General features: G+C 67.9%; 11 protein-coding genes. 8 read left to right on the top strand and 3 right to left on the bottom strand.

Features of this window, described 5'->3' with window-relative positions; genetic code table 11:
- The first annotated feature begins 41 nt into the window (after positions 1-41).
- The 4 genes from A5727_RS24495 to A5727_RS24480 are packed head-to-tail and all read left to right on the top strand — an operon-like array spanning position 42 to position 3,896.
- Positions 42-1,241, top strand: coding sequence for a polyamine ABC transporter substrate-binding protein (locus tag A5727_RS24495; protein ID WP_068256642.1), 1,200 nt, complete (start codon positions 42-44; stop codon positions 1,239-1,241).
- Between the two features lie 22 nt (positions 1,242-1,263).
- The gene (locus A5727_RS24490; protein WP_068256534.1) at positions 1,264-2,139 is read left to right on the top strand and encodes an ABC transporter permease; all 876 of its coding nucleotides are present in this window, start codon (positions 1,264-1,266) and stop codon (positions 2,137-2,139) included.
- Positions 2,136-3,005, top strand: a complete 870-nt coding sequence (locus A5727_RS24485; RefSeq protein WP_082950006.1) for an ABC transporter permease — start codon at positions 2,136-2,138, stop codon at positions 3,003-3,005. Before A5727_RS24490 ends, A5727_RS24485 begins: the two co-directional genes overlap by 4 nt.
- A 60-nt stretch (positions 3,006-3,065) precedes the next feature.
- Positions 3,066-3,896 (top strand): DUF1206 domain-containing protein, encoded by an 831-nt coding sequence (locus A5727_RS24480; RefSeq protein ID WP_068256531.1) that lies wholly within the window; start codon positions 3,066-3,068, stop codon positions 3,894-3,896.
- Positions 3,897-3,900: 4 nt separating this feature from the next.
- On the opposite strand, the gene A5727_RS24475 is transcribed toward A5727_RS24480, so the two are convergent.
- Complete coding sequence (locus A5727_RS24475) at positions 3,901-4,674, bottom strand: nuclear transport factor 2 family protein (protein WP_068256528.1); 774 nt, start codon at positions 4,672-4,674, stop codon at positions 3,901-3,903.
- Positions 4,671-5,222: a pyrazinamidase PncA gene (gene pncA, locus A5727_RS24470; RefSeq protein ID WP_068256525.1), complete on the bottom strand. Its 552-nt coding sequence runs from the start codon at positions 5,220-5,222 to the stop codon at positions 4,671-4,673. The genes A5727_RS24475 and pncA overlap by 4 nt, the downstream gene beginning before the upstream one ends.
- Before the next feature lie 89 nt (positions 5,223-5,311).
- Here pncA and A5727_RS24465 point away from each other — a divergent pair, with 89 nt between their 5' ends.
- The 4 genes from A5727_RS24465 to mmpH all read left to right on the top strand — a co-directional run bounded on the left by A5727_RS24465 (position 5,312) and on the right by mmpH (position 11,356).
- The gene (locus tag A5727_RS24465; protein ID WP_068256522.1) at positions 5,312-8,239 is read left to right on the top strand and encodes an aminotransferase; all 2,928 of its coding nucleotides are present in this window, start codon (positions 5,312-5,314) and stop codon (positions 8,237-8,239) included.
- A gap of 96 nt (positions 8,240-8,335) precedes the next feature.
- The gene (gene manT / locus A5727_RS24460) at positions 8,336-9,574 is read left to right on the top strand and encodes an MMP alpha-(1->4)-mannosyltransferase (protein WP_068256519.1); all 1,239 of its coding nucleotides are present in this window, start codon (positions 8,336-8,338) and stop codon (positions 9,572-9,574) included.
- Positions 9,568-10,299, top strand: a complete 732-nt coding sequence (locus A5727_RS24455) for a class I SAM-dependent methyltransferase (RefSeq protein WP_068256516.1) — start codon at positions 9,568-9,570, stop codon at positions 10,297-10,299. Before manT ends, A5727_RS24455 begins: the two co-directional genes overlap by 7 nt.
- On the top strand, positions 10,286-11,356 hold the full coding sequence (gene mmpH / locus A5727_RS24450) for an MMP endo-(1,4)-3-O-methyl-alpha-D-mannosidase (RefSeq protein ID WP_068256635.1): 1,071 nt from the start codon (positions 10,286-10,288) through the stop codon (positions 11,354-11,356). Before A5727_RS24455 ends, mmpH begins: the two co-directional genes overlap by 14 nt.
- Positions 11,357-11,406: 50 nt before the next feature.
- Here the strand turns inward: mmpH and A5727_RS24445 are convergent, their stop codons facing one another.
- Positions 11,407-12,207 (bottom strand): GntR family transcriptional regulator, encoded by an 801-nt coding sequence (locus tag A5727_RS24445; protein ID WP_082950005.1) that lies wholly within the window; start codon positions 12,205-12,207, stop codon positions 11,407-11,409.
- Positions 12,208-12,304: the final 97 nt, after the last annotated feature.

Raw genomic sequence — 12,304 nt, 5'->3', positions numbered from 1 at the left:
CCACACTCTGCTCGCAGTCGCGTTGGAAAGGCACTGTGGCCATGGCTCCCTCCCCGAATGACATCGACCCCCGGCTGTTGGCGCGTATGGCGGCCAACCGCTCGTCGCGCCGCCGCTTCCTCGGCGGCAGCGCCGCTGCCGCGGCCGCGCTCGTGCTCGGGCCGTCATTCCTGACCGCCTGCGGATCCGACAGCGGCTCACCCAGCACCGCAACCCGCGAACCTGACGACGGCTCGCCGGCCACCGGCACCCTGCGCATCTCGAACTGGCCGTCGTACATGGCCGACGGATTCATCGCGGCGTTCCAGAAGGCCAGCGGCCTGACCGTGGACTACAAGGAAGACTTCAACGACAACGAGCAGTGGTTCGCCAAGTACAAGGAACCGCTGTCGCGCCGCCAGGACATCGGCACCGACCTGGTGATCCCCAGCGAGTTCATGGCGGCCCGCCTCAAGGGCCTGGGCTGGCTCAACGAGATCAGCGACGCCCGGGTGCCGAACAAGAAGAACCTGCGCTCCGATCTGGCCGACGCCGCCGTCGACCCCGGCCGCAACTACATCGCCCCGTGGATGTCGGGCATGGTGGGCATCGCCTACAACAAGGCCGCCACCGGCCGTCCGATCACCACGCTCGACGACATGTGGGATCCCGCCTTCAAGGGCAAGGTCAGCCTGCTTTCGGACATGCAGGACGGCATCGGGCTGGTCATGCTCGCCCAGGGCAGTTCGATCACCGATCCCACCATCGAGTCGGTGCAGAAGGCCGTCGACCTGGTCAAGGAGCAGAAGGACAAGGGGCAGATCCGCCGATTCACCGGCAACGACTACCTCGACGACCTCGCGGCCGGCAACATCGTCGTCGCGCAGGCCTACTCGGGCGACGTCGTCCAGCTGCAGGCCGACAACCCCGACCTCGAGTTCATCGTCCCCGAATCCGGCGGCACGTGGTTCATCGACACCCAGGTGATCCCGTACACCACGCAGAACCAGAAGGGCGCCGAGGCGTGGATCGACTACGTCTACGACCGCGCCAACTACGCGAAGCTCATCGCCGCGACCCAGTTCGTGCCGGTGCTGTCCGACATGACCGACGAACTGACCAAGATCGACCCGGCGATCGCGAACAACCCGCTGATCAACCCGTCGCCGGAGACCATCGCCAAGATGCACTCGTGGCCGTCTCTCACCGACGAGCAGACCCAGGAGTTCAACACCGCCTACGCCGCAGTGACGGGTGGCTGACGCAATGACTGTGAGCTTCTAGATGGCAGGCGTTGCCAGCAGCAGTCGGCAGCGCAGCAGGATCGCGCCCTACCTGATGATCCTGCCTGCGCTGGCGTACCTGGCGATCTTCTTCGTGGTGCCGTTCTGGTCACTGTTCCGCACGTCGTTGTCGTCGGCGGGCGGTTCGGTGTACCTGCCGACGCTGACGTTCACCTGGAACTTCAGCAACTACGCCCACGCGTTCAGCACGTACTCCGATCAGATCGTCCGATCGCTGGGGTACGCGCTGACGGCGACCGTGGTGTCGCTGCTGATCTCCTACCCGCTGGCGTATGTGATCGCGTTCAAGTCGGGGCGGTACAAGAACCTTCTGCTGGGTCTGGTGATCCTGCCGTTCTTCGTGACCTTCCTGATTCGCACGCTGGCCTGGAAGACGATCCTGGCCGACGACGGGTTCGTGGTCCGCATGCTCGACACCATCGGCCTGCTGCCGTCGGACGGCCGCCTGCTGTCCACGGCGTGGGCCGTGATCGGCGGCTTGATCTACAACTCCATGACGTTCATGATCCTGCCGCTGTACGTCAGCCTGGAGAAGATCGATCCGCGCCTGCTCGAGGCCTCGCGGGACCTGTACTCGTCGAGCTTCCGGGCGTTCCGCAAGGTCATCCTGCCGCTGTCCATCCCCGGTGTGATCGCCGGCAGCATGCTGGTGTTCATCCCCTCGGTCGGTGACTTCATCAACGCCGAGTATCTGGGCAGCACCCAGACCACGATGATCGGCAACGTGATCCAGAAGCAGTTCCTGATCGTGAAGGACTACCCGGCCGCGGCCGCGGTGAGCTTCGTGCTGATGGCGCTCATCCTGGTCGGCGTGCTCTCCTACACGAAGGCGTTGGGCTCGGAGGACCTGGTATGAGCGTGACTGTGGCCACCACCGGGCCCGACACTCCCCCGGTGGCTCCCAAGAAGCCGTCGAGGTTCGCCCGATGGTCGCCGAGCGGCGGAAAGTTCGGCGACATCGTGCTTCGGGTCATCGCCGGCCTGGTGATGTTCTACATCTTCCTGCCGATCTTCGTGATCGTGCTGATGTCGTTCAACAAGCCCTCGGGCAAGTTCAACTACACCTGGCAGGGCTTCACACTGGAGAACTGGGCCAACCCGTTCAAGTACCCGGGTCTGACCAAGGCACTGCAGATGAGCCTGGCGGTCGCGGGTCTGTCCACGGCGATCGCCCTGGTGCTCGGCACTCTGCTCGCAGTCGCGTTGGTGCGGCAGCGTTTCGCCGGCAGCAAGGCCGTCGAGACGTTCCTCGTGGTGCCGTTGACGGCACCCGAGGTGGTGATGGGCGCCTCGCTGCTGATCCTGTTCCTCGATCTGGGCTGGGCCGCCGGGTTCACCACGATCGTGATCGCACACGTGGCGTTCCAGATCAGCTTCATCGCGATGACCGTTCGGGCACGGGTGCGGGGATTCGACTGGACGTTGGAGGACGCCTCGATGGACCTCGGCGCCGATCCCACCCGAACGTTCTTCAAAGTGACTCTGCCGCTGATCGTTCCGGGCATCGTCGCCGCGGGCATGTTGTCATTCGCGCTCTCGCTCGACGACTTCATCATCACGTACTTCGTCAGCGGGTCGACCGTGACCTACCCCCTGTACGTGAACGCCGCGTCCAAGGCTGCGGTGCCCCCGCAGATCGACGTACTCGCCACGGCGATCCTGGTGATCAGCCTCATCCTGTTGGGCCTGGGCACGCTGTACCGCCGAAAGCGCGACGTCTAGCCGTACCGAGACACCGCAGACCCTCGTTTGTGCGTGGGTGGATCCGGGTATTTGACGCGCATGTCGCACGGCCAGGTCCACCGCGCGGTGGACGACGCCACCAGCACCAACGCGTTCGAGTACGGCGCACGGGCGGGGTATGCGATCAGCGCTGTGCTGCACCTGCTGGTCGCCTACATCATCGTTCGCCTCGCGCTCAACGCACCGACCGGCGGTGGCCAGAACGCGGACCAGTCCGGTGCACTGGCCACCTTGGGCCAGCAGACCGGCGGCGCGATCGCGTTGTGGTTGGCGGCGGTCGGACTGTTCGCGCTGGCCCTGTGGCGGCTGGCCGAGACCGTGGTGGGCTCACATCCCAACGAACCGAGCAGCGGTGACCACGGACTCAAGAAACAGGCCAAGCGGGTCAAATCGCTTGCGCTGGCACTGATCTACTGTGGTCTGGCGATCTCCGCGATCCGCTTCGCGACGGGGCAGGGTCAGTCGAGCGGCCAGCAGAACGCGGGCCTGAGCGCGCGACTGATGCAGTCGGGGGGCGGTAAAGCCGTGCTGATCGTGGTCGGTCTCGCGGTGATCGGGGTCGGCGGCTACCACGTCTACAAGGGAGCGTCGCAGAAGTTCCTCGACGACCTGCGGGGAGCCGGCGGTTCGATGGTCACCGCGACCGGGACCGTGGGCTACCTCGCGAAGGGGGCAGTGCTCAGCGGTGCTGGGCTGCTGGTCATCGTCGCCACGATCAAGGCGGACCCGGCCAAGGCCGCGGGCATCGACGCGGCCGTGAAGACGTTGGGGCAGGCCCCGTTCGGGAAGGTGCTCCTGCTCGCTTCGGCTCTGGGCATCGCCGCCTACGGTGCCTACTGCCTGGTGCTGGCCCGCTACGCGCGAATGTGACCGGTCAGGCGAACACCTGAAGCCGTTCGATGCGTGCGGAGCCGGTGAAGTCGGCGAGCAGCACCAGCGCACCGTCACCGGCATGGACCGTGGCGACCGCGCTGCGACCCGCCGAGAGCGGGCGGCGCCAGTGCGCTCCGCGCAGTCGTGCCCGGATCTGGTCGAAGCCCTCGGGCAGATGAACCCCCGACAGCGCCCGGCGAATCGCCAGGTCATCCCCGACCGACAGAGCCGTCAGCGCGGCTGTCAGGAGGGCCCGCTGCCGCCGCCTGGGGGCGGGGACCCCGCTCAGGAAACCCGCTGTCCCACTCAGGCCCTGGTTCGACAGCAGTGCGCGCGTCAGCGCCAGGCCGGCCGGCACGGCGGCCACGCCGGTGCGGGCGAACTGCCACATCATGGGTGGCAGCTCCCAGTAGGCCCGCAGTGCCACGATCTGTGGAGTGGGACCGACGTCGCGCAACTCGTAGTGCAGGATGGCCGGCACCGCCAGGGACACCGATGCGCTCATCCGGATCCCCAGGGTGAGGTCCCGAAGCACACTGTGGCCGGACACGATGTCCACGTCGCGGTGAAAGGTGATGTCCCGGGGCCCGATGAACGTGTCGAAGAATCGCCGCAGCTCATGCGTGCCGACGTGGGGGCGTGAGCCCACGGGGTCCACCACGCGTCCGTCATCGGTGAACAGTGCCACCCACGCGTCGCGATCGTGGCGCGCGGCGGCCTCCGGCGAGCGTTCCACCGCAGCGAGCAGACGGTCCGAATCGGCGCCCACAGTCAGGCGATCTCGACGCCGGCGGCCCGCAGCGCGGTGAGCGCATCCGCCGTCGAGGCAGGCGCCACACCGGCGGTCAGATCCACCAGAACCCTGGTGGAAAAGCCTGCGCGCCGGGCATCCTCGGCCGTCGCGCGTACGCAGTAGTCGGTCGCGATGCCGACGACGTCCACCGCGTCGACGCCGCGAGCGCGCAGCCAGTCGGCCAGCAGGGTCTGATCCGCGTCGGTGCCTTCGAAACCGCTGTAGGCCGCGGCATACGCTCCCTTGTGGAACACCGCCTCGATCGCGCTGGTGTCCAGGTCGGGGTGGAACCGGGCGCCTGCGGTCTCGGCGACGCAGTGCCGGGGCCAGGACGTTGAGTAGTCCGGGTTCTCGGAGAAGTGGTCGCCGGGATCGATGTGGAAATCCTTGGTGGCCACCACATGGTCGTACCCGTGGTCGCCGGCGAGGCGGGCCGTGATCGCCGCCGCCACCTCAGCCCCTCCCGCGACGGCCAGCGACCCGCCCTCACAGAAGTCGTTCTGAACGTCGACGATGACCAACGCGCGCATCGCATCACCGTATCGGCTCGCCAAGTACAGTGAAACCGCTGAGTGGGGGTTGGGGCCGGACGGAGGACGATGACCCGGATCGCTGCGAGATGACCACATTCGACTTCTTCGCGGCCGGCCAACTGCCGGCACCCGTCGTCTCCACCGACGAAGCCGCCTGGATCGCCGCCGAGCACTTCGGCCTCGACGCGACCGCGGAACCGCTCGGCAGCCAGCAGGACGCGAACTTCCTTCTGCGGTCCCCGGACGGTGCTGTACTCGGTGTGCTCAAGATCGCGAATCCCGCCTTCAGCCGTGCAGAGATCGAGGCCCAGGATGCCGCGGCCCGTCACGTGGCTGACGCGGAATCCGGGATCCGCACGGCCTACAACGCGGCCGCGTCGGACAGACCCGCGATCGCCCGGGTGGAGCTCGACGGCCGTGAACCCCTGTTCGCCCGGATCCTGGCCCACCTCGACGGCGGCTCACTCAGCGGTGATCGGTACGTCGCACCGCAGCGGTGGGCCGCACTGGGCACCCTGACCGGCCGAGCCAGTCGGGCACTGGCCAGCTTCGAGGCGTCCGGCGTCGACCGGGTTCTGCAGTGGGACCTGCAGCACGCCGACCGCGCGATCGACCTGCTGCTGCCCTTCGTCACCGACGCCGCTCGCCGGACGAGGATCGCTGAGGCGGCGCACCGTGCGTGGAACGCGGTGCGCGACATCGCCGGCGCGCTGCCCGTGCAGGTGATCCACTGCGACATCACCGATGACAACGTGGTGTGTGCGCCCGACGGCGACCGGGCCCCTGACGGGATCATCGACTTCGGCGACCTGACGCGATCCTGGGCCGTCGGCGAGCTCGCGGTCGCGGTGTCGTCGGTGCTGCGGCACGCGGGCGGTGAACCCTCGGCGACGCTGCCGCTGATCGCGGCGTTCCACCGGGAACGTCCGCTGACCGCCGTCGAGGTCCACGCGTTGTGGCCGCTGGTTGTGCTGCGCGCGGCGACCCTGGTGGTCAGCGGCAACCAGCAGGCCGCGATCGACGCCGACAACGACTACGCGACACAGGCGCTTGAGTTCGAGTGGCAGATCTTCGAACGATCCACCGACGTGCCGGCCGAGGTGATGACGGCCCTCATCGCCCACCACCTCGGGCTCGCCGCCGACCACGACCGCGCCGCAGCGCAGTCGTCCCTGCTGCCCCCTGACGTGGCGGCCGGTGCGGTCCGGCTCGACCTGGGCACCGAGTCCGACCTCCTCGACGGCGGACGGTGGCTGGACCCCGGGGTCGAGGACGACCTCGCCCGAGGGGTTCTGCGGGCGGGCGCTGGCGCGGCGGTGACCCACCATGGTCTCCCCCGGCTCACGCGGGCGATCGCGCTGCACAGCGAGTCTCCGGCGACCGTGCCGACGGGGGTCGACGTCTGGCTTCCCGCCCCGACGCCGCTGAGGGCCCCCTTCTCCGCCTTCGTCCGCGCCGCCGGAGAGACGGAGATTGTGCTGGCCGGTGACACCGGCACCCTGCACCTCCGCGGTGAGGCGCTGTCGGCGGCCGTCGAGGTCGGGCATGCGGTCAGCGCGGGCGCACAGATCGCGGTGGCGGCGGGCCGGATCTGGGTGCAGGCGCTCACCGGTGACTCCGTCGCGGTCCCGGGCTTCGTGCGTCCCGAGTACGCCCCCGGTTGGCTGGCGCTGGCCGTCGACCCCTCGGGTCTGTTGGGGCTCGACGATGCGGCGCCCGCGACGATCGAGGCCGGACCGGCGCTGGCCGCGCGGCGCAGCGCGACCCTGGCCTCGGTGCAGGAGCAGTACTACCGCGAACCTCCGCGCATCGAGCGGGGATGGCGTGAGTTCCTGCTCGACACCGACGGTCGCAGCCACCTCGACATGGTCAACAACGTCGCGGCCATCGGTCACGGCCACCCGAGGCTGGCTGACGCCGTTGCGCGACAGTGGCGTCGGCTGAACACCAACTCGCGCTTCAACTATGGCGCCGTGGTCGAGTTCTCGGAACGATTGGCCGCCACGCTGTCGGCTCCTCTGGACACGGTGTTCCTGGTGAACTCGGGCTCCGAGGCCGTCGACCTCGCGCTGCGTCTGGCGTTCGCCGCGACAGGGCGGCAGGACGTCGTGGCCGTCGCCGAGGCCTACCACGGCTGGACGTACGCCACCGACACCATCTCCACCTCAGTGGCCGACAACCCGAATGCGCTGAGCACCCGTCCGGGCTGGGTGCACACCGTGCCGTCGCCCAACAGTTTTCGCGGCGAGCATCGGGGTGACGATGCCTGGCGTTATGCGCCCGAGGCCGTGTCGATCATCGAAGGTCTTGTCACGCAGGGACATCCGCCGGCCGCATTCATCTGCGAACCGTTCTACGGCAACGCCGGCGGGATCGCGCTGCCCGACGGCTACCTCGACGCGGTGTACCGCGCGGTGCGGGCCGCCGGCGGTCTGGCGATCGCCGACGAGGTCCAGGTGGGCTACGGCCGCCTGGGCACCTGGTTCTGGGGGTTCCAGGGTCAGGGCGTGGTACCGGACATCGTGACCGTCGCCAAGGCGATGGGCAATGGCCAACCGCTGGGCGCCGTCATCACCACGCGCGACATCGCCGCGGCCTACCGCACGCAGGGATACTTCTTCTCCTCGGCGGGCGGCAGTCCGGTGTCGTGTGTCGTGGGATTGACCGTGCTCGACGTGATCGAGCAGGAGGGCCTGCAGCACAACGCGGCCGTCGTCGGCGACCACCTCAAGGCCCGATTGGCCGAACTCGCCGACCGGCACCCGCTGATCGGGGCCGTGCACGGCAGCGGGCTCTACATGGGCGTCGAACTGGTCCGCGATCGGACCACGCTGGAACCCGCGGTCACCGAGACTGCCGGGATCTGCGAGCGCCTGCGGGAACTCGGGGTCATCGTGCAGCCCACGGGCGATCACCAGAACGTCCTGAAGATGAAACCCCCGATGTGCCTGTCGCAGGCCTCGGCCGACTTCTTCGCCGACATGCTCGACCGGGTACTGACCACTGGATGGTGAGTATCGGCCCTGGTCAGTCCGGGGTGCGTTGCACAGGTCAGCACGGAGAATTAAGGTCTGGACACATGTCCAGAATTATCGGTGGGGTGGCCTGAGATGCGGATCGCCTTGTTGTCGTACCGCAGCAAGACCCACTGTGGCGGGCAGGGCGTCTATGTCCGGCACCTGTCCCGCGGGCTGGTGGAACTCGGACACCACGTCGAGGTTTTCTCGGGCCCGCCCTACCCCGAGGGGCTCGATCCCCGCGTCAAGCTCGTCGAGGTGCCCAGCCTCGACCTGTACCGCGAACCGGATCCGTTCCGGGTGCCGCGGCCCAGTGAGATCAAGACCGGGATCGACCTGCTCGAGCTTCTGACCATGTGGTCGGCCGGGTTCCCCGAACCACGGACCTTCGGGTTGCGCGTGGCGCGGCTGCTGGCCGAGCGCCGTGACGACTTCGACGTCGTCCACGACAACCAGAGCCTGGGGACGGGTCTGCTCAGGATCGCCGAGTCCGGCATGCCCGTGGTCGCGACCGTTCATCATCCGATCACCCGCGACCGGGTGCTGGATCTGGCGGCGGCCAAGTGGTGGCGCAAGCCCCTGGTGCACCGGTGGTACGGCTTTGCGCAGATGCAGAAGCGGGTCGCACGGCAGATCCCGGATCTGCTCACGGTGTCGGGCACGTCGGCCGCGGACATCGCCGAGGACTTCGGCGTCAGCGCCGACCAGCTGCACGTGGTGCCCCTCGGCGTCGACACCGAGGTGTTCAAGCCGACGTTGGAGCCCCGGGTGCCGGGCCGCATCATCGCGATCGCCAGCGCCGACGTCCCGCTCAAGGGGGTGTCGAACCTGCTGCACGCCGTCGCCAAGCTCCGGACCGAGCGTGACGTGGAACTGCAGTTGGTGGCGCGGTTGGAGAGCAATGGGCCGACGCTTCGCCGCATCGCCGAACTGGGCATCGCCGATATCGTGCACATCTCCAGCGGATTGACCGACGACGAACTCGGCGCCCTGTTGGCCTCGGCCGAAATCGCCTGCATTCCTTCGCTCTACGAAGGCTTTTCGTTGCCCGCGGTGGAGGCGATGGCCAGCGGTACGCCGATCGTGGCCAGCCGCGCCGGTGCGCTGCCCGAGGTGCTGGGAAGTGAGGGCGCGTGCGCCGAGCTGGTCCCGCCGGGCGATGTCGAGGCGCTCACCGCGACCCTGGCAGACCTGCTGGATTCACCCGAGCGGCGGTACCAGATCGGCATCGCCGGCCGCCAGCGCGCTGTCGAGGTGTACAGCTGGGAGTCGGTGGCCGCTCAGACCGTAGGTGTCTATCAACGCGCAATGAACCGGAGTGCAGCATGCTGACCGTCGATTTCGACCGCCTCGGAGTCGGGCCCGGCACCAAAGTCATCGATGTGGGCGCGGGTGCCGGCCGGCACAGCTTCGAGGCCTACCGTCGCGGTGCCGACGTGATCGCTTTCGATCAGGACGCGGCCGAACTCGACAATGTCGCAACGATGTTCGAGGCGATGGCGGAGGCCGGTGAGGTGCCCGAGTCCGCCCGGGCGCGGGCCGTCGTCGGCAACGCGCTGGAACTTCCCTACGAGGACGGCACTTTCGACGTCGTCATCGCGTCGGAGATCCTCGAGCACGTGCCCGAGGACGACGCCGCGATCGCCGAGTTGGTCCGAGTGCTCAAGGACGGCGGCAAGCTCGCCGTGACCGTGCCACGCTGGCTTCCCGAGCGCATCTGCTGGGCGCTGTCGGATGAGTACCACGCCAACGAGGGTGGCCACGTGCGCATCTACAAGGCCAGCGAACTGCGCCGCAAGATCGCCTCGCAGGGGCTCAAGTTCACCCACACCCACCACGCCCACAGTCTCCATTCGCCGTTCTGGTGGCTGAAATGCGCTGTCGGCGTGGAACACAGCGATCATCCCGCGGTGGCGACCTACCACCGGATGCTGGTCTGGGACATGATGCAGCGCCCGCTGCTGACCCGGCTTGCCGAGTCCGCGCTCAACCCGGTGATCGGCAAGAGCGTGGCGTTGTACTTCGACAAGCCGGCGGTGAATGTTGCCCTCGTCTGAGCTTCCCGCCGTAGCGGGCATCCTCAGCGGTGCACAGTGCCTGGAGACGGCTGTCTCCATCGCGGCCACCCAGGAGTCCTCGGGGGCGATCCCCTGGTCGCCGACCGGGCACACCGACCCGTGGGACCACGTCGAGTGCGCGATGGCGCTCACGACCGCTGGTCTGCTCGAGCCCGCCCGAAAAGCGTTCGAATGGTGTCGCCGTGAACAGCGTCCCGACGGCTCGTGGCCGATTCAGTACCGGGCCGGAATCATCGAGGACGCCAACAGCGACACCAACTTCTGCGCCTACATCGCGACGGGCGTCTGGCACCACGTGCTGTGCACCGGTGACGACGCATTCGCCGAGCTGATGTGGCCCACCGTGGCGGCGGCGATCGACTTCGTGGTCGACCTGCAGCTGCCCGGCGGCGAGATCTGTTGGGCACAGTCGTCTTCGGGGCCGTTGAAGGAGGCCCTGCTGACCGGTTCGGCCAGCGTCTACCACAGCCTTCGGTGCGCGGTGGCGCTGGCCGATCACCTGGGCCGCGAGCAGCCCGAGTGGGAAGTGGCGCTGGGCCGTCTCGGCCACGCCATCGCGGCCCATCCCGACGGGTTCACTGAGAAGCCGCACCACTCGATGGACTGGTACTACCCGATCCTCGGCGGAGCGATGCGCGGTCGTCAGGCCGAGGAGCGCATCGAGGCGCGCTGGAGTGATTTCGTGGTGCACGGTCTGGGCATCCGGTGTGTGGATGACCGACCGTGGGTCACGGGAGCCGAAACCTGTGAGCTGGTACTGGCATTGGACGCCATGGGCGAGCGGGACCGCGCGCTCGAACAGTTCGCCAACATGCAGCATCTGCGCGAACGCGACGGCTCGTACTGGACCGGTCTGGTGTACGCCGACGGCAAGCGCTGGCCCGTCGAGCGCACCACGTGGACCGGGGCAGCGGTCGTGCTGGCCGCCGACGCGCTCTCCGGCGCCACGCCCGGTGCGGCGATCTTCCGGGACGAGACCCTGCCCCGCGGTCTCGAGAACGACTTCGACTGCGAGTGCGTGACCGTCGAGAGCTGACGCTCACCCAGGTTCTGGGCCCAGTGCAACGTGTTGCCCTGGCGTTGCCTTCACCAGGTCGCGGCCGCCTCCGCGGTGGGCTTATGGACTTCGATGACGGTGTCCTCGGGCGATTCCACCCAGACCACCACCCGCGTGCGGTCACCCCGGAACAGGTCGAGGCCGACTTCCACGGGGACATCGTCCGCGTCGTAGGTCACCCGGTCCACCGACAACACCGGCTCACCCTCCCGCACGCCAAGTGCGGCCGCTTCGGTCGCACCTGCCACCATCGGCTCTATGCGTTCCCGAGCACGTTTCGGCGGGACACCGTACTCATTGCGCATGATGTCGTAGATGGAACCGCCCATGGGGTGCTCCAACAGGCCGGGGAACCGCTCGGCGGGAAACCGGTTGCGTTCCAGGGAGATCGGTTCCCCGTCGGAGAGGCGAAGCCGAACGATCTCATACACCGGTGCGTTCTCCGGAATCTGCAGCTCGCTGGCTGTCCAGCTGTCGGCCCCCATCAGACGGGCCGACAGCACCTGCGCCGACGAGGCGTGTCCCTGCCGGCGAAGATGCCCAGGCAACCCCGTGAGAATCGTCAGGTCGCGCTCAACCTTGGGTTTCGCGACGAACGTTCCGCCACCCCTGCCTGGGCGGCGCACCACATATCCCGAGCGCTCCAACATTCCCAGTGCCTCGCGGAGCGTGTTGCGGCTGACCCCGAATGAGTCCGCCATCTCCCGTTCAGAGGGCAGCTTGTCGCCGGCACCGAGGCGTCGCTTGGACACCAACTCCAGGACCCGATCGCGCGAGCTCTCCACCGCAGACACGGAGTCCGATGACTGACCGTTGGAGTGGGTGGACACGGGGCCAATTTAGCAGACGTCGGGCAACACTGGCCATTTTTGGTTGGACCAAGAGTGTCTCAAACCGGCCCCAGCTCGGTTCCGTGTCGCCTGTTGA

It is taken from the genome of Mycobacterium sp. ACS4331 (assembly GCF_001667265.1).
Taxonomy (GTDB): domain Bacteria; phylum Actinomycetota; class Actinomycetes; order Mycobacteriales; family Mycobacteriaceae; genus Mycobacterium.
This window is presented reverse-complemented; position numbering and strand designations above follow the sequence as displayed.